General features: G+C 64.8%; 19 protein-coding genes. 10 read left to right on the top strand and 9 right to left on the bottom strand.

Going from position 1 to position 20,042, the window contains the following annotated elements:
• The first annotated feature begins 21 nt into the window (after nt 1-21).
• From CH302_RS17995 to CH302_RS17970, 6 genes are read left to right on the top strand one after another with little or no spacing between them, the layout of a single operon-like run.
• Nucleotides 22-387, top strand: a complete 366-nt coding sequence (locus CH302_RS17995; RefSeq protein ID WP_037195982.1) for an ArsR/SmtB family transcription factor — start codon at nt 22-24, stop codon at nt 385-387.
• Nucleotides 384-1,472 carry an ACR3 family arsenite efflux transporter gene (gene arsB / locus CH302_RS17990; RefSeq protein ID WP_037195985.1) on the top strand — a complete coding sequence of 363 codons (1,089 nt, stop codon included), beginning with the start codon at nt 384-386 and terminating at the stop codon, nt 1,470-1,472. Before CH302_RS17995 ends, arsB begins: the two co-directional genes overlap by 4 nt.
• Nucleotides 1,472-1,894 (top strand): arsenate reductase ArsC, encoded by a 423-nt coding sequence (locus tag CH302_RS17985; protein WP_037195987.1) that lies wholly within the window; start codon nt 1,472-1,474, stop codon nt 1,892-1,894. The genes arsB and CH302_RS17985 overlap by 1 nt, the downstream gene beginning before the upstream one ends.
• Nucleotides 1,891-2,307, top strand: a complete 417-nt coding sequence (locus CH302_RS17980) for an arsenate-mycothiol transferase ArsC (protein WP_037195989.1) — start codon at nt 1,891-1,893, stop codon at nt 2,305-2,307. Before CH302_RS17985 ends, CH302_RS17980 begins: the two co-directional genes overlap by 4 nt.
• Nucleotides 2,308-2,312: 5 nt before the next feature.
• Nucleotides 2,313-3,368 carry an ArsO family NAD(P)H-dependent flavin-containing monooxygenase gene (locus tag CH302_RS17975; RefSeq protein WP_052048119.1) on the top strand — a complete coding sequence of 352 codons (1,056 nt, stop codon included), beginning with the start codon at nt 2,313-2,315 and terminating at the stop codon, nt 3,366-3,368.
• A complete protein-coding gene (locus CH302_RS17970) occupies nt 3,365-4,699 on the top strand; it encodes an FAD-dependent oxidoreductase (protein WP_037195994.1) in 1,335 nt (444 codons plus the stop codon). The genes CH302_RS17975 and CH302_RS17970 overlap by 4 nt, the downstream gene beginning before the upstream one ends.
• Before the next feature lie 19 nt (nt 4,700-4,718).
• Here CH302_RS17970 and CH302_RS17965 read toward each other — a convergent pair whose 3' ends face one another.
• The 3 genes from CH302_RS17965 to CH302_RS17955 all read right to left on the bottom strand — a co-directional run bounded on the left by CH302_RS17965 (nt 4,719) and on the right by CH302_RS17955 (nt 9,107).
• On the bottom strand, nt 4,719-5,465 hold the full coding sequence (locus CH302_RS17965; RefSeq protein ID WP_037195997.1) for a sulfite exporter TauE/SafE family protein: 747 nt from the start codon (nt 5,463-5,465) through the stop codon (nt 4,719-4,721).
• Nucleotides 5,466-5,510: 45 nt separating this feature from the next.
• Nucleotides 5,511-7,172: an NTF2-like N-terminal transpeptidase domain-containing protein gene (locus tag CH302_RS17960; RefSeq protein ID WP_176460733.1), complete on the bottom strand. Its 1,662-nt coding sequence runs from the start codon at nt 7,170-7,172 to the stop codon at nt 5,511-5,513.
• Between the two features lie 105 nt (nt 7,173-7,277).
• On the bottom strand, nt 7,278-9,107 hold the full coding sequence (locus CH302_RS17955) for a penicillin-binding transpeptidase domain-containing protein (protein WP_037196000.1): 1,830 nt from the start codon (nt 9,105-9,107) through the stop codon (nt 7,278-7,280).
• 92 nt (nt 9,108-9,199) lie between these two features.
• Between CH302_RS17955 and CH302_RS17950 the strand changes: the two genes are divergently transcribed.
• From CH302_RS17950 to CH302_RS17940, 3 genes are all read left to right on the top strand, one after another.
• Nucleotides 9,200-9,745, top strand: coding sequence for a hypothetical protein (locus CH302_RS17950; protein WP_037196003.1), 546 nt, complete (start codon nt 9,200-9,202; stop codon nt 9,743-9,745).
• A 133-nt stretch (nt 9,746-9,878) separates the two neighbouring features.
• Nucleotides 9,879-11,489 carry an ABC-F family ATP-binding cassette domain-containing protein gene (locus CH302_RS17945; protein WP_037196005.1) on the top strand — a complete coding sequence of 537 codons (1,611 nt, stop codon included), beginning with the start codon at nt 9,879-9,881 and terminating at the stop codon, nt 11,487-11,489.
• 37 nt (nt 11,490-11,526) lie between these two features.
• Nucleotides 11,527-12,339 carry an alpha/beta fold hydrolase gene (locus CH302_RS17940; protein WP_371828465.1) on the top strand — a complete coding sequence of 271 codons (813 nt, stop codon included), beginning with the start codon at nt 11,527-11,529 and terminating at the stop codon, nt 12,337-12,339.
• 68 nt (nt 12,340-12,407) lie between these two features.
• Here the strand turns inward: CH302_RS17940 and CH302_RS17935 are convergent, their stop codons facing one another.
• On the bottom strand, nt 12,408-14,096 hold the full coding sequence (locus tag CH302_RS17935; RefSeq protein ID WP_037196239.1) for an AMP-binding protein: 1,689 nt from the start codon (nt 14,094-14,096) through the stop codon (nt 12,408-12,410).
• A 104-nt stretch (nt 14,097-14,200) separates the two neighbouring features.
• Between CH302_RS17935 and CH302_RS17930 the strand changes: the two genes are divergently transcribed.
• Nucleotides 14,201-14,674, top strand: a complete 474-nt coding sequence (locus CH302_RS17930; protein ID WP_037196007.1) for a DUF3995 domain-containing protein — start codon at nt 14,201-14,203, stop codon at nt 14,672-14,674.
• Here the strand turns inward: CH302_RS17930 and CH302_RS17925 are convergent.
• Genes CH302_RS17925 through CH302_RS17905 form a run of 5 tightly spaced genes read right to left on the bottom strand, consistent with a single transcriptional unit; the run spans nt 14,671 to nt 20,000 of the window.
• Entirely contained in the window at nt 14,671-15,777 is a 1,107-nt protein-coding gene (locus CH302_RS17925; RefSeq protein WP_037196008.1) for an ABC transporter ATP-binding protein, read from the bottom strand. The genes CH302_RS17930 and CH302_RS17925 overlap by 4 nt on opposite strands.
• An 11-nt stretch (nt 15,778-15,788) precedes the next feature.
• A complete protein-coding gene (locus CH302_RS17920) occupies nt 15,789-16,673 on the bottom strand; it encodes a carbohydrate ABC transporter permease (protein ID WP_037196010.1) in 885 nt (294 codons plus the stop codon).
• Nucleotides 16,673-17,623: a carbohydrate ABC transporter permease gene (locus tag CH302_RS17915; protein WP_037196012.1), complete on the bottom strand. Its 951-nt coding sequence runs from the start codon at nt 17,621-17,623 to the stop codon at nt 16,673-16,675. Before CH302_RS17915 ends, CH302_RS17920 begins: the two co-directional genes overlap by 1 nt.
• Nucleotides 17,620-18,972 (bottom strand): ABC transporter substrate-binding protein, encoded by a 1,353-nt coding sequence (locus tag CH302_RS17910; RefSeq protein WP_230596525.1) that lies wholly within the window; start codon nt 18,970-18,972, stop codon nt 17,620-17,622. Before CH302_RS17910 ends, CH302_RS17915 begins: the two co-directional genes overlap by 4 nt.
• A complete protein-coding gene (locus CH302_RS17905) occupies nt 18,969-20,000 on the bottom strand; it encodes a sugar-binding transcriptional regulator (protein WP_037196016.1) in 1,032 nt (343 codons plus the stop codon). Before CH302_RS17905 ends, CH302_RS17910 begins: the two co-directional genes overlap by 4 nt.
• Between the last annotated feature and the right edge of the window lie 42 nt (nt 20,001-20,042).

Here is a 20,042-nt window from a genome sequence, read left to right as displayed (position 1 = left end):
GACAAACGTCAATATAGACGAATGTCGAATCAAGACCGGTCGTCCCTCGACGGTGACTGCTGCTCGCCGCTGATCCGCGAACCCCTGAACGCGGATTGGGCCGGAGATCTCGCCCGCATGTTCAAAGCACTGGGAGATCCCGTCCGGCTGCGGCTGCTCAGCCTCGTCGCCAGTCACGCAGGCGGCGAAGCGTGTGTCTGCGACATCTCCCCTGCCTTCGACCTGTCGCAGCCCACCATCTCCCACCACCTCAAGGTCTTGCGCGAGGCGGGATTGCTCGACTGCGAACGACGCGGTACCTGGGTCTACTACTCGGTGATTCCCGCTGCACTGCAACAACTGTCGGCAGTGCTCAACGCTGCGGAGTCCACGGAGGTCATGGCATGAGTACGACGACCGATACTGCCGTAGTCGGCAAGCTCTCCACCCTCGACCGGTTCCTACCCGTGTGGATCGGCGTGGCCATGGTTGTGGGCCTGCTCCTGGGACGCATGATCCCCGGAATGGACGACGCGCTGTCCACCATCTCCATCGACGGCGTCTCGCTCCCCATCGCCATCGGACTGCTGATCATGATGTATCCGGTGCTGGCCAAGGTCCGCTACGACCGCCTCGACACCGTCACCGGAGACAAGCGCCTACTGATCGGATCGCTGGTCCTCAACTGGATCCTCGGTCCGGCCCTGATGTTCGCTCTCGCATGGCTTTTCCTGCCCGATCTACCCGAGTACCGCACCGGGCTCATCATCGTCGGTCTGGCCCGATGCATCGCGATGGTCATCATCTGGAACGACCTCGCCTGCGGCGACCGGGAAGCCGCCGCGGTTCTGGTGGCGATCAACTCGGTGTTCCAGGTTTTCATGTTCGCCATCCTCGGATGGTTCTACCTCTCCGTCCTGCCCGGCTGGCTCGGGTTGGAACAGACGACCATCGAAGCCTCGCCCTGGCAGATCGCGAAATCGGTGCTGATCTTCCTCGGAATCCCGCTGATTGCGGGATTCGCCTCGCGCTTCTTCGGTGAACGCGCCAAGGGCCGCGAGTGGTACGAGGAGAAGTTCATCCCCAGGATTGCCCCGTGGGCGCTCTACGGCCTGCTGTTCACCATCGTCATTCTCTTTGCGCTGCAGGGCGATCAGATCACGTCACAGCCCTTCGACGTGGTGCGTATCGCGCTGCCACTGCTGGTGTACTTCGCGGTGATGTGGGGCGGCGGCTACGCCCTCGGTGCCGCGATGGGTCTGGGCTACGAGCGCACCACCACCCTCGCGTTCACCGCGGCAGGCAACAACTTCGAGCTTGCGATCGCCGTCGCCATCGCGACGTATGGCGCGACATCCGGGCAGGCACTCGCCGGAGTCGTCGGACCACTCATCGAGGTGCCGGTACTGGTCGGCCTCGTCTACGTCTCACTCGCACTGCGTAAACGCTTCGCCCCCAGTACGTCCGCGAACACAGTGACAAAGGAGTCCTGATGTCCGACACCCCCAGCGTGCTCTTCGTCTGCGTCCACAACGCGGGCCGATCTCAGATGGCCGCCGGTTTTCTGGCCCACCTCGCCGGCGACACCGTCGAAGTGCGTTCCGCCGGTAGCGCGCCCGCGGAGACGATCAACTCCGCAGCGGTCGAGGCCATGGCCGAGGTCGGCATCGACATCTCGTCGCAGTCCCCGAAGATTCTGACCTCCGAGGCCGTGGAGACATCCGACGTCGTGATCACCATGGGCTGCGGTGACGCCTGCCCGGTGTTCCCGGGTGTGAGTTACCGCGACTGGGCTCTGGCCGATCCCGCCGGCAAAGGCGTCGAAGCCGTGCGTCCGATTCGTGACGAGATCAAGAGTCGAATCCAAGACTTGATCGCGGAATTGGTTCCAGCGAAGCAGAGTTCGGCGTCATGACGACACCCAGCGTGCTGTTCGTCTGCGTCAAGAACGGCGGCAAGTCTCAGATGGCTGCCGGTCTGATGCGCAAGGCGGCGGGCTATTCGGTGGAGGTGCACTCGGCCGGAACGAAACCGGGCGGCGCCGTCAACGCGCTGTCGGCCGAGTCTCTTCTCGAAGTCGGCGTCGACCTGTCGGGCGAAGCACCCAAGCCCATCGATCCCGATCTTCTCGCCCGTATGGACTACGTCGTCACCCTCGGTGGCGAGGCACACGTGGAACCAGTGGACGGTCCGACGTTCGAGAACTGGAACACCGACGAGCCGTCCGAGCGCGGTATCGACGGCATCGAACGCATGCGTCTGGTCCGTGACGATATTGCCGCTCGCGTCGAGGAACTCGCATCTCGCATGCGCGGCACTGACGCTTGACTCGAATGAAGTACGACGTGGTGGTGATCGGCGGCGGTCAGGCAGGACTGGCCGCCGGCTACTACCTGCGACGAGCCGGGCTCGACTTCGTCGTTCTCGACGACCAGACGCATGCCGGAGGGTCCTGGCAGGACTACTGGCCGTCGCTGCACCTGTTCTCACCGGCGGAGTACTCGAGACTTCCCGGCTGGCCGATGCCTCCGTGGCTCAACGGTTTTCCACCCGCGTCTCATGTGGTCGACTACTTGCGAGCGTACGAGAAGAAGTACGAACTGCCGGTGCACCGGCCCGTCCGGGTGACGGCCGTGCATCGGGTCCCGGGCGGCTACCGAGTCGACACCGATGGCGAATCGCACAGTGCCACAGCAGTCGTCAACGCGACGGGAACATGGTCTCGGCCCTTCTGGCCGAGCTACCCGGGCATGCGTGAATTCGGTGGGACCCAACTGCATGCCGCTGACTACCGCACACCGGATCGATTCGTGGGCAAGCGAGTAGGAATCGTCGGGGGCGGAAACTCGGCTGCTCAGATACTTGCCGAGATCTCCACTGTCGCCGATACCTACTGGTACACCAGCCGTGAGCCGAAATTCCTGCCCGACGACGTCGATGGGCGCGTGCTGTTCGATGTCGCCAGCGACCGCGCCCGAGCGCTGGCAGCGGGTGATCCCGATACCGGCGGGGTCGCAGTCTTGGGCGACATCGTCATGGTCCCGCCGGTGAAGGAGGCCAGGGATCGCGGAGTCCTGCACGCCCGTCCGATGTTCACGGCGATCACAGCCGACGGCGTGACGGACGGGCATACGACGGAGAAACTGGATGCGATCGTCTGGTGCACCGGCTTTCGGCCCGCGCTGCGGCATCTGCAACCGCTACACCTGCACACCGACGGACCTCGGATCACGTTGGAAGACAATCATATTCGCAGCGAGTCGACCCTGATGTTCCTCGGGTACGGCGACTGGACCGGGCCGGCGTCGGCAACGCTCATCGGCGTCGGCCGTACCGCACGCGCAGCAATGGACACTCTCGCTCGACGAGGAAAGGTAGATCAGTCATGAACGAATACCCCGTAGTAGTGATCGGCGCAGGACCCATCGGTCTCGCCGCCGCAGCGCATCTGACCGAAACCGGCTCTGCCGTGGTCGTTCTCGAACGCGGGCCGTCCGCAGGCTCGGCAGTGTCCGAGTGGAATCACGTGCGATTGTTCTCCCCCTGGTCCGAGGTCGTCGACCCCGCTGCGGCCCGGTTGCTCGAGCCCACCGGCTGGACTGCACCGGACGGTGACACCTATGCCACCGGTCGCGAATGGGTGGAGCGGTACCTCGCACCCCTCGCCGCCGTTCTCGGCGACGCCGTCCGAGTCGACTCCGAGGTGGTCGGCGTCGCCCGCCGCGGACGCGACCGCGTGGTCGACGCCGGCCGCGACACCGAACCGCTGTCGGTGCACATCCGCCACTCCGACGGCAGCGAGGAACGCATCCTCGCCCGCGCTGTCGTCGACGCGTCGGGCACCTGGGGATCACCGAATCCACTGGGCAGCGAGGGACTTCCGGCCATCGGCGAGAAGGCCGCTGCGGACCGGATCGACTACCGGGTCCCCGATCTGACCGATCCGGCCATTCGCGCCCAGTTCGCGGGCAAGCACACCGTCATCGCCGGCAGTGGACACTCCGCCTTGACCGCCATCATCACCTTCGCCGAACTCGCCGCGGAGGAACCAGGAACGACGCTCACCTGGGCCGTGCGCCGAGGAGTCACCGCCGATGTGTTCGGCGGAGGGGAAGCGGACGAGCTCGCTGCTCGCGGCGCACTCGGCCAACGCGCCAAGAAGGCCGTCGACGACGGCTTCCTCACCGTGCAATCCGGATTCCGCACCGACACCGTTGCGGTCGACGGTGACCGGCTGACACTCGTCGGCGACACCGGCGCTCGCATAGAGCGCGTCGACCGAGTCGTGGCGTTGACCGGATTCCGCCCGGACCTGTCGTGGCTGTCCGAGGTTCGCCTCGATCTCGATCCCACCCTGCAGGCACCCAAGTTCGTCGCAGAGTTGGTGGACCCCAACATGCATTCGTGTGGATCGGTGTCACCGCACGGAGTCGAAGAACTCACCCAACCGGAGCCCGGCTTCTACCTGGTGGGCATGAAGAGCTACGGCCGCGCGCCGACGTTCCTCGCGATGACCGGATACGAGCAGGTTCGCAGCATCGCAGCCGAACTCGCAGGCGACCACGAGGGCGCACGGAAGGTCGAGCTGACGCTGCCCGACACCGGTGTCTGCGGCGGCGCGGGCCTGTTCGACGAGCCCGACGCCCCGTCGTCCGGTGGCTGCTGCGGTGCCCCTGCTGCACCGGAGTTGATCACTCTCGGGTCGCCGTCGAGCAAGTAGCGAACAGGTGACCTGACTGTCAGCCGAAGGCCTGATACCCCAGCCATCCGGAGAGACCGAGCCCCAGAATTCCGACCGCAATACGCAGAATGATCGGCGAGATCACCTTGACCGTCGGCGGCCCGCAGGCACCGCCGACGAAGCAGCCGATCGCCAGGGCAAGCGCGGCCCACCAGTGCACCTGGCCGGAGAACGAGAAGATGATGGCGGCAATGAGATTGGCGATGCCGAGGAAGAAACTCTTCAGAACGCTTGCGCGCCAGAAAGTATCCGAGGTGCAGATCAGCGCCAGCGCAAGGAAGATGACACCGGCCCCGGCACCGAAGTAGCCACCGTAGATCGCGACCGCGAACAGCGCCAACGGATAGAGCGTCGGAAACTGTCTGCCGCCGGACAGCTTTCGGATACGCGGCTGCAGCAGTAGCGCGATGGCTGCCATCGCCACCAGGAACGGTACGACCACCTCGAACGAACCGTCCGGCGTAGTGAGCAACAGAATCGCACCGGTGGTACCGCCCAGCGCGGAGTAGATCGCATAGCGAACCAGCTGCTTGCCGTCCTTGGCGAGCTCGGCCGAGGAACTCGCCGTCGCCCCGACACCGGCCGCGACCAACGCGACCGTGTTCGTCACGTTCGCAGACACCGCAGGCAAACCCACCGCAAGCAGAGCAGGATAGGACACCAGCGACGCGAGCCCGGTGACGAACCCGATGAGCCCGGCGAAGAACCCGGCCACCACCAGAAGTCCGAAATCGAGCACCGTCACCGAACAAAGCTACCGCGCCTAACGATCCGGCCTGCACCGCAGGGCTTACTCGACGGGGTTCGCCATCTCCTGCAGCAACCGGCTCGTCATACGCACTGCCTGGTCTCCGCCGTCCGCGTCTTCGATGTACACCGCGAATGCAACGTCACCACTGGTGGCGAGCACGAAGCGATCGTCGCCACTCTCACCGGCGAATCCCTGCACACCGTCGAAGGTGTCGAGACCGCTACTGCTCGACGAGTCGGCGAGTATGCCGCGCAACCGGTTTGCCGCATCCGACCCGATTGCCTCGGACTCCCGATTTGCGACGGCGGTCTGACCGGCGACGATCGTCGGAGTCGGAGCGCTGCCCCGAGAGATCGCGGCCGCCATCTGCGCGAGCCCGAACGGAGTCACCGTCGCCTCGTCGGCGGAGGCGGTGGACACGGTCCTGATGCCGTCGATCGCGCTGCGACTGTCGGCGGGAGTTCCTGTGTAGGCGTCGAGTCCGGGCATCGAGTAGTTGATACCGAGACCCAACCTCGCAGCTGCATCTTCGGCGCTGTCGTCACCGCGATCGGACTGCACGGCCCGGACGAGTTCCGACGCGGTGCCGGCCGGGTAGGAGCCCCCGAAGACGACGTCGCCCTGTTCGTTCGCGTAACTGTTCTGTGCCGCAGCGAGAATCGCGCCGGTCGAGGTGGACAGGGCAACGATCGACGCCGACGACCCCGCCATGACGACCGCGTTCTCGGCTGCGAGTTGAACTCGCGGATCGAGCGTCGCGTGCAGGTCAGGACCGGCGGGTCCCTGGAAGCCGACACGGCGTTCGCCGGTTCCGTCGGCGGTGTAGGTGTCGACGGCCCAGCCTGCGGTGGCGTCGCGTCCTTCCTGCCAGGCGCTTCGCAACGAGTCGAGCACGGGTGAGGTGATCCGACGGTCGTCGACGATGAGCTTGGGTTGCGGAGAAACCACCACGCCCGGAACGGCGCGCAGGTCGTCTTCGAGGACGGCGAAATCGTCGTCGCGCAAGGTCACTGCGGTGATCGGTGCACCGCCGGCCGAATCGAGTTCGGCCAGCATCGATTCGGAGGTGATCAGCGGTGCCACGACGTCGATGACGTCCGCGAGTTGCGCAGTGGACGCCGCCGGATCGCTCGTCTGTGCCGGGTCGAGGGAGATGGCGTTGATGGTGCGCTCGCTCATCAGTACGTTGTTCGCGGCGTCGAAGATCAGCGGCGGAGCGGCGTCGGTCCTGGTGTATCGGACCGACCCTCCCGAGGTGAGGTCGGGGACGAGGGTGGCCGGATCCCACGCGATTCGCCAGCCGACACTGAGCTTCTTGGTCGAGCCCTGAGCGCTGTACTTCCAGTCCTTGCCCTCACCGAAATTCCATGCGGACGCGAGAGTGAAGTAGCCGCTCTCGTCGGAGAGGTCCATGTACTGGGTCAGGTCGAAATCGCCGGTGGACGTGCCCTGGGCCGACAAGCCGTCGAACATCTGGTTCAGCGCGGCCGTCGCGGCATTCGGGTAGGTCGTCAGCGCGGCAGCGGCAGCGACGTCTCGGTTGTCCAGGGCATCGACGAACTTCGAGACCAGCACCTCGGCCTCGCTCGGTGGGCGATCGACCATCCAGAACACTGCCGAGACCGTCAACGTCGCCGATGCTGCAACGGCGACGAGGTAGCGACCGCGGACCTTGCGCGGGCCACGACGGGCACGACTCATAGAACTCATGAGTCACAATATTCACTGTAGTCACACGAGTAACAAGCACGGGATTCATACGAGCCGGTCACGATTGGGATACGCCCCGGTCGGTTTCGGCCTCTACTAGCGCAGAAAACGACCCGCAGCCTCGACGGCAGGCGTCGAACTGCCCGCATCGTTCACGAACACCGCGAACGCGAGATCACCGGAGATCCCGACGAACCAGCCGTGGGCTCCTTCGTTGTTCGCGCCGAATTCGGCGGTGCCGGTCTTGCCGAGCAGCCCGGGAATGTCGTTCAGTGACGTGGCCGTGCCGCCGGTGATCGTCTCGCGCATCATGGTCTTGATCTGCTCGGTGACCTGCGGGTCCACCGCTGCCGGCTGCATGTTTCCCACTCCGGGCTCACCGGCGACGACCGTCGGTGGGCGCAATCCGTTGTTGGCGATCGACGACGCGACCAGCGCCATTCCGAACGGCGACGCGGTCACCTGACCCTGACCGATGGCTGATTCGACCCGCTGCGCGGGGGTGTCGGCCGAGGGCACCGAACCGGTGACGGTCGTCAGACCGGGGGTGACGTAGTCGACGCCGAGGCCGTACTGCGCGGCCGCGTCGGTCAGTCCGTTCGGCGGGAGTGCCACACCGAGGCGACCCATCGTCGTGTTGCAGGACTTGGCGAAGGCGGTGTGCAGCGGCACGTCGCCGAGATCGAAATTGTCGTCGTTCGGGATCTGCCTGCCCTCGATGTTCTCGGTCGCCGGGCACGGCAGCACGGTATCGGGGGTGACGGCACCGGACTGCAGTGCAGCCGAGGTGGTCACCGTCTTGAACGTCGACCCCGGCGGGTACAGACCGGTGAGAGCGATCGGGCCCTCGGCATCCGCGGCGGCATTCTGCGCCACGGCGAGAACCGCCCCCGTCGACGGCCGAAGCGCAACGATGGCCGACTGCTGCGGCAACGACGCGAGGGCATTCTCGGCTTTGAGCTGCAGTGCCGAATCCAGGGTGGTCGCGATGTCGTCTCCGGTTCCGGCGTCGCGGCCGGCAAGCGGGGTGATGGAGCCGTCCGCTGCAACGGCCTGCACAGCCCATCCCCGATTGGCTGCCTGCTCCTGCTCCCACAGAGTCGTCAGGTCGTTGAGGACCGGCGAAACGAGATTCCGGTCGGTGGCGAGCAGCCGCGTCTGCGGAGCCAGCGTGACGCCGGGGACGGTCGCGAGCTGAGCACCGATGGGATCGATGTCCGCCTGACGAAGCAACACGATGGTCGCCGAGTTACCCTGCGCTGCAGCGACAGTCGATGTGACGTACTCGGCCGTGATACCCGGGACGACGGATCCGACGAGGTTCGCGACAGCCACGGGATCGGCCGTCGCATCGGCGTTGACAAGGGTGACTACTTGCTGCGACATCAGCTCGACGCCGTTTCCGTCGAAGATGCGCGGCGCGACGAGCGCGTCGGTAGGAGTGAAACGCACCGACGAGTCGGCCGTCAGGCCCGGCACCAACATCGCCGGATCCCAGGTGATCTTCCAGCCCTGCTCGGTTTCCGCCGCTGTCGCAGAGGTCGTGTAGTTCCATTCCTTCGGCTCACCGTCGGGTTCGGCGGTGCCGTCGGTGGTCGTCGAGAAGCGCCAGCCGGCATTCAATGTGAACGTGCCCGCATCCTCGTTGGCGTCGACTGCCTCGAAATCGGGAGTTGCCGTCACCGTACCGCCGGCCGAAAGCCCGTCGTACAGCCCGGTGAGCGCTGCCGTCGCGCCGGCCGGATCGGTGGTCAACGCGGCAGCCTGATCGATATTCGCGCTGTTGACCGCGTCCGCGAACTGCTCGGCGACGGTCTGCGGCTGATCGGGCCCACTCTGACCACAGGCGGCGAGCACCAATGCCAGTACGGACACGATTGCGGCCAGAGTCGTCGGTCTTGTCGAAGTGCGCACGGGATCGATCATGCCCCAGGGCGTCCGCGAAACACTGGTGGCGCGATCCCTGAATGAGGTGTAATTATGTAATCAGTCTTACAAACACCTACTCGGGAGCTCACATGAAACCCAACGGACGCTCGTTCGGTCGCCCCGGCGGCTGGCAGCACGCAGACATTCCGGACGCCACCGACGCCGCCGAGTGGTTCGGTGGCCGACTCCCGGACACCTGGTTCGACGGTGCCGCCTCGGTCGAGGTCGACCGAGAGGAGATCGTCGTCGTCGGGACATTGCCTGTGGAGCAGGACAGTTCACCCGCAGCCAACGAGGGCCGCATCGCGCGATTCCGGGAAACGACCCGCGGCGACCGCATGCAGATCGCCGACGAGGCCGAGAAGCGATACGGACGCAAGGTCGCCTGGGGAGTGCGAACCGGATCCGACGTGGTCCTGTTCACCCACCTCGCAGTACCGGTCATGACGCGCCTTCGTCAGCCCGAGCGTCGCGTCCTGGACACCCTCGTCGACGCCGGCGTCGCTCGTTCCAGGGCCGACGCCCTGGCCTGGGCTGTGAAGCTCGTCGGCGAGCACACCCAGGAGTGGCTGGACGAACTGCGGGGCGCCATGACGACGGTCGACGAGCTACGCAAGAAGGGCCCGTCGGTTTAATTCGCTTGCGTACTCGTCGGGTTCGGGGTTAGCGTGGCCTTCGCCTTGTCGCCCACAGATTCGGAGAGGCCATTGCTCTTCCAGAGGTTCTAGACGCCTGCAGATCCATCGCACGCACACCTTTGGAGCAACCATGCCTCATTCGTCATCACTGTCCATCTCGAACCTGAGCTTCACATGGCCGGACGGCGACCCCGTGTTCGACGCCATGTCGGCCATCTTCCCCAGCGGCTCAACAGGTCTCATCGGTTCCAACGGTGCGGGAAAGTCGACGCTCCTGCGATTGCTCGCCGGGGAATTGACACCACAACTCGGTTCCGTCTCGATACCGGGCGTACTCGGCTACCTGCGCCAGGACGTCGCACTGGACCCCGACCTGCCCGTCGATCGGGTACTGGCCATCGATTCGGTGCGAAAAGCATTGCATCGCATAGAGTCCGGATCCTCCACCGAGGACGACTTCGCAATCGTCGGGTCGGCGTGGGACGTCGAGGAGCGCGCTCTGGCACTGCTGGACAAGCTCGGCCTGGGCAGCATCGTCGGCTCCCTGGACGATCTGGATCGCCGCGTCGGCACCCTGTCGGGCGGCGAGACGATACTGCTCGCTCTCACCGCACAACTGCTCGCCCAACCCGACGTACTGCTGCTCGACGAACCGACCAACAACCTCGATCACGCTGCGCGAGAACGCTTGTACACGGCGGTCGACGGCTACGCGGGTGTGCTGATCGTGTGCACTCACGATCTCGAGCTGCTCGAACGCGTCGACTCCATCGCCGAGGTGCGGGCCGAGCGCAGCGGAGTCTCGCGGCTGCGCATGTTCGGCGGCAACTATCAGCACTATCGCTCGGTCGTCGACGCGGAACAGGAGGCCGCACGGGCGACCGTCCGTGATGCCAAGAACGACGTCCGCAAGCAGGAACGCGAATTGATCGACACCCGAATCAAACTCGACAGACGCCAGCGATTCGGGAAGAAGATGGAAGAGCAGAAGCGCGTACCTCCGATCCTTGCGGGCCGACGCAAGCGGGCTGCCCAGGAATCGGCAGGCAAACTTCGCGGGACGCAGAGCGACCGCGTCGACGACGCCCGATCGTCACTGTCGGCCGCCGAGGATCTCCTGCGCGACGACCGCGAGATACGCGTCGACCTCCCGGCGACGAAAGTTCATGCGGGACAGGTCGTTCTCGATCAACCCGAGCTCAGCATCGTCGGTCCCGAGCGCATCGCGCTGACCGGACCGAACGGGAGCGGCAAGACCACCCTGTTGCGGGCTCTGGACGCCACCGGGGCAGAGGTGCCGTGGAAGTATCTGCCGCAGCGACTCGACGTCTTCGACGAATCCCGCACCGTCGCCGAGAACGTATCCGATGTCGCCCCACAGGCCACCGCCGAACAGATCCGAGGCCAACTCGCCCGCTTCCTGTTCCGCGGATCCGACGCCGACGCCGTCGTCGCGAGCCTCTCCGGTGGCGAACGACTGCGGGCCGCACTGGCACGAATTCTGCTGGCGGAGCCGGCTCCGAAACTACTGATGCTCGACGAGCCGACCAACAACCTCGACATCACCAGCCGACAACACCTCATCGACGCCCTCGGAAAATTCGAGGGTGCGCTGATCATCGCAAGCCACGATCGACCGTTCCTCGACGCCATCGCCCCCACCCGCACCATCGACCTCACCCCGACCGCCGAGCCTCCCGAGTCCGCCGAAGAAGCGCCCGCCCGTAGGGAGTCAATGTGACGTTCAGTGGCCTTTGTGGGGGTCAATGTCACGTTGAGTGGACTTCAAAGGCAAGAATCGCGGGGTGGAGTACGCCTCGAATGCAGACGATGGAACACGGATCGCGTACACGGTGGTGGGGTCCGGGCCGCCGTTGTTGATGGTGCACGGCAGTTTTCTCACGCACACGATCTGGCGGACGTTCGGCTATGTGAAGGCGCTGCGCGGCAGTCGGCGGTTGATTCTGATCGACAGTCGTGGGCACGGCCGCAGCGAGAAGCCCCATTCTCCCGACGCCTATGCGATGGGCACTATCGTCGGCGATCTGACGGCGGTGCTCGATGCGGTGGGGGTCGATACCGTCGATTACCTCGGGTATTCGTTCGGGGCTCGGGCGGGGTTGGCGTTGACGGCTGCCGCTCCCGAGCGAGTGCGATCATTGGCCGTCGGCGGCGGTAGTCACGGCGCTCAGGCAGGCGCGTTCGATCGCCTGTTCTTCCCCGGATGCGCCGATGTGTTGGAGCAGCGCGGCATGGACGGATTTCTCGAGGTCTGGACCAGCCACCGCATGTTCCCGATCGACGCGGGTACCCGAGCGGTGTTCTCCACCAACGATGCCCAGGCCATGGCCGCGTACATCCGAGCCTCCGACGGCGATCCCGGCCTACCGGACGAGGCATTGCAACGATTCACCCAACCGTCGCTGTTCTACGTCGGCAGTCAGGACGGCACCAGGCTCGACGACACCCGAGCTGCCGCGGCGCTGGTACCGAACTCCGAGCTGCATGTCATCCGCGGATTCGACCACGCGACAACGATGGCGGCGTCCACTGAAGTGCTCGGCGTCCTCGAACGGTTCTGGGACAGGTGACGTCAGCGCCCACAATTCGCCTCGAGAATCGGAATCCCGCCTCACGCAGCACATAGTGGACAGCCACATCACCTCTTCAGCGCAGGAAACTGGTCGTCGCGCCACTCGGTCTCCAGCGGTCCGACCGCCGCGTCCTCGCGAGCGCGCAGTTCCACTCGACGGATCTTGCCGGAGATCGTTTTCGGTAGCTCGAAGAACTCGATTCGGCGCACACGCAGGAACGGTGCCAGGTGCTCGCGGGCGTACTTCAGGATTTCGAATGCAGTGTCCTCGTTGGGTTCCCAGCCCGACGCCAGTGCCACGTACGCCTTCGGAACGGCCAGTCGCGTCTCGTCCGGGGCCGGCACCACTGCGGCTTCGGCAACGGCGGGGTGTTCGATCAGCACGCTTTCGAGCTCGAACGGGGAGATCTTGTAGTCCGAGGCCTTGAACACGTCGTCGGTGCGGCCGACGTAGGTGATGTAGCCCTCGGAGTCCCGTGATGCCACGTCGCCGGTGTGGTAGTACCCGTCGGCCATGACGGCGGCGTTGCGTTCGGGGTCACCGAGATAGCCGGTCATCAGGTTGAACGGCTTCTGGGCCAGGTCGAGGCAGATCTCGCCCTCGTCGGCGAGTTCGCCGGTGGTGGGGTCGACGATCACCACCGGAACGCCCGGCAGCGGCCTCCCCATCGAGCCGGACTTGAGTACCGCACCCGGCGTATTGGCAACCAGCGCAGTGGTTTCCGTCTGACCGAACCCGTCGCGGATGTTCAGGCCCCACTCCTGTTGGACCCGCGAGATCACCTCCGGGTTGAGCGGCTCACCGGCTCCGATGGCCTCGCGTAGCGAACCACCGCCACCGGCGAGATCGGCTTGAATCAGCATGCGCCACACCGTCGGCGGCGCGCAGAACGTCGTCACCTCGGCCCGTCGGATCTGTTCGAGCAACGCTTTCGCGTCGAATCTGCCGTAGTTGTAGATGAAGATGGTCGCCTCGGCGATCCACGGGGCGAAGAAGCAACTCCACGCGTGCTTGGCCCACCCGGGCGAGCTGATGTTCAGGTGTACGTCGCCCGGGCGCAGCCCGAGGAAGTACATGGTGCTCAGATGCCCTACGGGGTAGGAGATCTGTGTGTGCTCGACGAGCTTGGGCTTGCTGGTGGTACCGGAGGTGAAGTACATGAGAAGGCGGTCGGTGGGAGCCGTCACGGACTCGAACGGTACGGCCTCGACGGAGCGAGCCTCGGCATAGTCCACCCAACCATCACACGCGGACGTGGCGATACGCAGATAGTCACCGGGGACGTCATCGAATTTGCCGGTATCCGAGGGGTTCACGATCACTGCGCGTGCATTGCCGCGTACGACGCGATCGGTCAGATCTGCGGATCCGATGGCAGTGGTGGTCGGCATCAGGACCGCGCCCAGCTTCATCACGGCGAGCATCGCTTCCCACAGCTCCACCTGGTTGCCGAGCATCAGGATCACCGAGTCGCCGCGGCCGATTCCCTGCTGCTCGAGCCAGCGCGCAACTTGGTCGGAGCGACGAGCGATGTCGTCGAAGCTGTACTTGGCCTCGCTGCCGTCCTCCTCGACTATCCACAGCGCGGTGCCATCGTTGCCTCGCGCGATCGCATCGAACCAATCGATCGCCCAGTTGAACGTCTCACCGAACGACGGCCATTCGAAAGATGCCACTGCACGGTCGTACTCGCCGTAGGCGTCGAGTAGTAGATTGCGTGCATTCTTGAATGCCGTGTGTGCCGATTCGGCCATGTTTCCTCCTGCGCGTGTGATGCCCATCACCACCAAGCTAGGGGACGCGCACGGCCTCTCGCTACCCCCGAACGGGGGTGCGACGTCGGCTACCCTCGGTCACCGTGGCCATCAGATACTTCGCGATCGCATGTGCTCTGGGGATAGTCCACGCCGCGTTTTCCGGCTATTGGGCCGCAGGTGGGCGGTGGATGCTCAGCTCCGTCGGTTCTTTCGCAACAGAATGGGTCGACACCGAACCGCAGACCGCGAAGACGGCACTGCTGGCACTTGCGCTGGTCAAACTCGGCGCAGCAATTCTTCCCGCTCTCGCGTACATGAACCGGCCGCGCCTGGCAGCACAGAACCGGACCCGGCTGCCGTCGTCGATCCTCGGCATATCCTGGCCCGGCTCTGTGCTGCTGATCCTGTGGGGCGGAGCGTCGTTCGTCGGCGCGGTGATCGGCCTGATCGCCTCGGACGAGAACCGAAGCGTCAAGTACGGGCACCTGTTCTTCGACGGCATCTTCTTGCTCTGGGGTGCCGCGCTTCTGACGGCACTGATCCTCTCCCGGAAAGCCCCGTACCGACCGCGCTAGATGCGCTCCCCCGTTTCCGGGTGGAAGAGGTGGATCGCACCGTCGAGGCGCGTCAGGCCGATGCTTTCACCGATCCTCGCCGGGGCACGCACTGCCGAACGCGCAACCAACGACACCGGTCCGCCGTCGAGTCCCTTGACCTTCGGGTCGTCGAGGTGCGCGTAGACGTAGGACTCGCTGCCCAGCTCCTCGATGAGATCGACCTTGCCCTCGAAGCCCTCGCCGCCGCCGTGGACGATGCCGAGGTTCTCGGGCCGCATTCCGATGGTGACCTCGTCGATACCCAGGCTCGCGAGCTTGGTCAGCTCGTCGCGCTCGAGCGGGAGCAGGAACTTACCGATCTGGACGCCACCGGAGCCGATGGGTACCGTCATCAGGTTCATTGCCGGGGACCCGATGAATCCTGCGACGAACGCGTTGACAGGATTGTCGTACAGGTCTGTGGGAGAGGCGAACTGCTGCAGCTTGCCACCGCGCAGCACCGCGACGCGGTCGCCCATCGTCATGGCCTCGACCTGATCGTGGGTGACGTAGACCGTCGTGGTGCCGAGCCTGCGCTGCAACGCCGCGATCTGCGTACGAGTCTGCACCCGCAGCTTGGCGTCGAGGTTGGACAGCGGCTCGTCCATGCAGAACACCTGCGGCTCACGAACGATGGCCCGGCCCATGGCAACTCGCTGACGCTGGCCGCCCGAGAGCTTGCCGGGCTTGCGGTCGAGGTACTCCGTGAGATCGAGCAGACGGGCCGCTTCCGCGACGCGCGCCTGACGCTTCTCGAGGCTCACTCCGCGCATCTTGAGCGCGAAACCCATGTTCTCCCCGACGGTCTTGTTGGGGTAGAGCGCGTAGTTCTGGAAGACCATGGCGATGTCGCGGTCCTTGGACGGAACGCCCACCATGTTCTTGCCGCCGATTTCGATTGCGCCACCGTCGATCTCCTCGAGACCGGCGAGCATACGCAGGGCGGTCGACTTGCCGGAGCCGGACGGTCCGACCAGGACGACGAACTCGCCGTCCTCGATCTCGAGGTCGAGGGAATCGACGGCGAGCGAATCGGCACCTTCGTAGACGCAGGATGCCTTCTTGTACGTGATTGCAGCCATGAGACTTTCTCCTATTTGATGGCGCCGAAGGACAGGCCGCGCACGAGCTTGTTCTGCGCGAACCATCCGGCAAGGACGACGGGGAGTGCTGCGAACGTCGCAGCGGCGGAGAGCTGGGCCCAGTACAGGCCCTGGCCGGTGATGAATCCGACGAGGTACACCGGAATCGTCTGGGCCTGAACAGCAGTGAGATTGACCGCGAAGAAGAACTCGTTCCACGAGAAGATCACGCAGATCAACGACGTCGCCGCGATACCGGGAGAGACGAGCGGCAGGATCACCTCGCGGACCGACGTCCACAACGACGCACCGTCCATACTGGCGGCTTCGAGCAGTTCCGACGGCACCTCCATGAAGAACGAGCGCATCATCCACACGGCGATCGGCAGATTCATCGCGGTGTAGAGGATCACCAGTGCCCAGATGTTGTCGAGCATGCCGATGTCACCGACGATGACGTACAGCGGAACGATGACGGCCACGACTGGCAGCATCTTGGTGGAGATGAAGAAGAACAGCACGTCCTGGGTCTTCTTGACGGGCCGCAGTGACAAGGCGAACGCTGCCGGAACACCCAGCAGCAGAACGAGAATCGTCGAGACGATCGTCGCGAACGCCGAGTTCAGCAGGGTCGTACCGATACCACTGTCGAGCACACCCCGGTACTGATCGAGGGTGGGGGTGAAGATCAGCTTCGGCGGGTTGGAGTACGCATCGGCCTCCTGCTTGAAGCCGGTGATCACCATCCAGAGCACCGGGAAGAAGAATGCGATACCGGCCACCCAGGCGACGAAGGACCAGATCGTGCCCGGGCCCCATTTGCTCTTCTTGCGAATTTCCTGCCCGTCGGAGGTCTGCGCGACGGCCTTCTTCTTGCTCGTGGTTGCCGTGCTCATCACGCCGCCTCCTCGTTTGCGCTGAAGCTCTTGAAGATCAATCTCAGCGCCAGAGTGCTGAGGACGATGGTTGCCACCACGGTGACGACGCCCATGGCCGCGGCTTGACCGATATCGAAGCCGAGGAAGGCACGTTGGTAGATGTAGAACGGGAGGTTGGCCGACGCGACTCCCGGTCCACCGGAGGTCATCATGTAGACGGCGTCGAAGGTGTTGACGAGGTAGATGGCACCGAGAACCGTGCCCAGTTCGATGAACCGGCGCAGGTGCGGCAACGTCAGCTCACGGAAGAGCTTGAACGGGCCTGCCCCATCGACGCGTGCGGCCTCGGCGATGTCCTTGGGCATGGACTGCAACCCGGCGAGAATCAGCAGCATCATGAACGGCGTCCACTGCCACACCAGGTTCGTCATGACCGCGGCCAGCGGGAACCGCGAAACCCAGTCGATCTCACCGACTCCGAACGGACTCAGAGCGAAGTTGATCAGACCGAAGACGGGATCGAACATCGTCGTCTTCCAGATCAGCGCACCGGCGACCGGGGTGACAAGGAACGGGGTGATCAGCAGTGTACGGATCAGACTGCGCCCGATGAACTTTCGATCGAGCAGCAGCGCGAGGGCGAGACCCAGGACCACCGAGATGATCACGGTTCCGACGATCATGATCACGGTGTTCATCGCGACCTCGCGGAACTGGCTGTCGCGGAAGACGTCGATGTAGTTGTTCAGGCCGTTGAACTCACGCGAACCCGGACGAACGAGGTTCCAGGACTGCGTCGAGTAGTACAGCGTGAACAGGAACGGGATCTGGGTGACGATGATGGCGAACACCAACGCCGGCAACAGCGGTCCGCGTCGACGCCAGCCCTCGGCCTTGGAGATCGTTCTCGGTCGCGGTACGAACTTCTCCGGTTCGGCCGGAGCCGTCCGTTCTTCGGTGGTGGTCATCCCTGGTCCTCCTGATACGTCTTGCCGACCACTTCGGCGTATTGCTGCGCTTGGTCGAGCGCCTCGTCGACGCTGATCTGTCCGGCGATCGCGGCGCTGATCTGCTGGCTGACCCGGGTACCGAGGTCCTGGAACTCCGGAATGGTCAGGAACTGGACTCCGGTGTACGGAACCGGGTCCACGGTGGGGTTGTTCGGGTCGGCACTGTCGATGGAGTCGAGGGTCAGCTGACCGTAGGCAGCCGCCGCCTCCGCGTACTCGGGAATCTCGTAGGTCGAGAGACGACTTCCGGGAGGCACACGCTCCCAACCGAGTTCGTTTCCGACCTTGTTCAGGTACTCCTTGCTGGTCATCCACGAGACGAACTTCCACGCCTCGTCGGGAGCCTCGCTGGTCTGGGGAATGCCCAGCGCCCAGGAGTACAGCCAACCGTTGTCGCCCTTGGCCGCCGACGGGGCCTTGGCATAACCGATCTGCCCGACGACGTTGCTCGACGACGGATCCTCGAGTACCGAGACAGCCGAGGTGGCGTCGTACCACATTGCCGTGTTGCCCTGTGAGAGTTGCGTTCCGCACTCACTGAAGCCGCTGGTGGCCGCGCCGGCCTGACCGTGTTCACGCACGGTGTCGACGTAGAACTGGACGGCTTCGCGTACCTCGGGACTGTTCAGCTGGGCATTCCAGTTCTCGTCGTACCAGCGGCCGCCGAACGCGTTGATGACCGTGTCGAGCGGCGCGAGCACCTCACCCCAGCCGGGCTTGCCGCGCAGGCAGATTCCGGACAGGCCGGGGCTGTCGAGTGCGGCCGCGGCGTCTGCCACCTGCTGCCACGTCGGCTCCGCCGGCATCGTGATGCCCGCGGCCTCCATCAGATCCTTGCGGTACATCAGGAACGAGGATTCACCGTAGAACGGCACCGAGTACATGCTGCCCTCGTACGACAGCGATTCCTTCAACGTCGGGATGAAGTCGTCCTCGTCGTACCCCGGCGTGGCGTCCGCGTACTCGGAAAGGTTGGTGAGCCAGCCGTTCTCGGCCCACTGCGGGGTCTCGAAGTTGCTGATCATCACCACGTCGAACTCGCCGCCACCCGTCGCGACCGAGGCCGTGATCTTGGCCCGGGCCTCGTTCTCCGACAGCGACACGAACTTCAGATTGATGCCAGGGTTCTCCGCCTCGAACTCGGGCGCAAGCGAAATGGCGTCGGACATCTGTGAATTCGAGACGATCGCGACGGTGATCGTCGTACCGTCACCGTCACCGCCGAACGAGCCGGCGCCGGCACATCCGGACAGCACCAAGGTCGTCGCGAGTGAGCTCGCGACAACCACTTTCGGTAGAACCCTCACTGAAATACCTTTCCATTGGAGGTCGCCGTTGCCGGAGCTTGCGCAACGAGCCAACGTGCACTTTCGATATCGGTGACCAGGATCGAGGCCAGTCCACCCCGCAACGCACCGAGCAGCGCTTCGTGTTTTCGTTTTCCGCCGGTGACGAGCACGGCCCGATCACAGGCCCTGATGGCGTCGAGCCCCACCGACACGGTTCGGCCGGGGAGCGATCCTCCGGTGTCCTTGCCGTCTGCGTCGTAGAACCGTCCGCCGATCTCACCGACCGCACCCAGGCGGCGCAGTTCGTCGAGCACCTCGAGGTCGATGAAGCTGCCCTCGAACAACGTGGTGGACGTGGAAACGGGACCGATGCCGTACATCATCACATCGGCATCGGTCCCGGCCTTGAGGGCACGCGAGATCACGGAATCCTGCTCCAACGCAACCACTGTCGCCTGATCGGCATACAGCGGCGCATTGAGCCTGACGGGTGTCGCCTGCAGGTACGCAGCGCAGCGTCCGAGTGTGTATTCCACACCGGTCTGGTAGTCGGCCGAGGTGATGGAGCCGTCGAGTTGCACCACCGCAGCACATTTGGTGGATCTGGTCTTGAGCGAGCTGGCCACCGCAACCGTTTCGGGCCCCCAGGTGAAGCCGAGAACGTCCTGATCCTTGAGGCGACGCGAGAGCAACGTCGCCGCTGCGCGACCCAGCGACCCGTAGCCTGCGTCCGTGCCGTCGATGACGTCCGATACGACGAGTACCTCGGTCAGCCCGTAGCGAGCCTCGAGTTCACGTTCGACGTCGGCGTGGACGGTGCCCTGCAGATCGTCGGGAACGTTGATCTCGATGGTGACGAGACCCTGGGTGCGGGCACGAGCGACCAGCCGTCCCGCGGTCGGGCGCGAGACGCCGAGCTTCACGGCGATCTCGGCCTGCGTCGCGCCTTCGAGGTGATACATGGTGGCGGCGCGCAGCGCCAAGCGGAGGTCCTCTCCCGAGCGCGGAGACTTCGACCCCGCTGGACCGGATGACGATCCATCCATGTCGCCTCCCCAAGTTGTGAGCAGATGCTCAGCTCGTGTTCA

The sequence above is a fragment of the Rhodococcus sp. 15-2388-1-1a genome (assembly GCF_002259145.1).
Classification (GTDB): domain Bacteria; phylum Actinomycetota; class Actinomycetes; order Mycobacteriales; family Mycobacteriaceae; genus Rhodococcoides.
Note: the sequence above shows the minus strand (reverse complement) of the source record. Positions and strands in the feature narration are given on the sequence as shown.

Coding starts and splice junctions, on each gene's coding strand:
- CH302_RS17955 (WP_037196000.1), bottom strand. CDS start 9,107: ATGATCGATCCCGTGCGCACTTCGACAAGACCGACGACTCTGGCCGCA.
- CH302_RS17985 (WP_037195987.1), top strand. CDS start 1,472: ATGTCCGACACCCCCAGCGTGCTCTTCGTCTGCGTCCACAACGCGGGC.
- arsB (WP_037195985.1), top strand. CDS start 384: ATGAGTACGACGACCGATACTGCCGTAGTCGGCAAGCTCTCCACCCTC.
- CH302_RS17925 (WP_037196008.1), bottom strand. CDS start 15,777: ATGGCTGCAATCACGTACAAGAAGGCATCCTGCGTCTACGAAGGTGCC.
- CH302_RS17980 (WP_037195989.1), top strand. CDS start 1,891: ATGACGACACCCAGCGTGCTGTTCGTCTGCGTCAAGAACGGCGGCAAG.
- CH302_RS17905 (WP_037196016.1), bottom strand. CDS start 20,000: ATGGATGGATCGTCATCCGGTCCAGCGGGGTCGAAGTCTCCGCGCTCG.
- CH302_RS17915 (WP_037196012.1), bottom strand. CDS start 17,623: ATGACCACCACCGAAGAACGGACGGCTCCGGCCGAACCGGAGAAGTTC.
- CH302_RS17920 (WP_037196010.1), bottom strand. CDS start 16,673: ATGAGCACGGCAACCACGAGCAAGAAGAAGGCCGTCGCGCAGACCTCC.
- CH302_RS17975 (WP_052048119.1), top strand. CDS start 2,313: ATGAAGTACGACGTGGTGGTGATCGGCGGCGGTCAGGCAGGACTGGCC.
- CH302_RS17945 (WP_037196005.1), top strand. CDS start 9,879: ATGCCTCATTCGTCATCACTGTCCATCTCGAACCTGAGCTTCACATGG.
- CH302_RS17960 (WP_176460733.1), bottom strand. CDS start 7,172: ATGAGTCGTGCCCGTCGTGGCCCGCGCAAGGTCCGCGGTCGCTACCTC.
- CH302_RS17970 (WP_037195994.1), top strand. CDS start 3,365: ATGAACGAATACCCCGTAGTAGTGATCGGCGCAGGACCCATCGGTCTC.
- CH302_RS17995 (WP_037195982.1), top strand. CDS start 22: ATGTCGAATCAAGACCGGTCGTCCCTCGACGGTGACTGCTGCTCGCCG.
- CH302_RS17950 (WP_037196003.1), top strand. CDS start 9,200: ATGAAACCCAACGGACGCTCGTTCGGTCGCCCCGGCGGCTGGCAGCAC.
- CH302_RS17935 (WP_037196239.1), bottom strand. CDS start 14,096: ATGGCCGAATCGGCACACACGGCATTCAAGAATGCACGCAATCTACTA.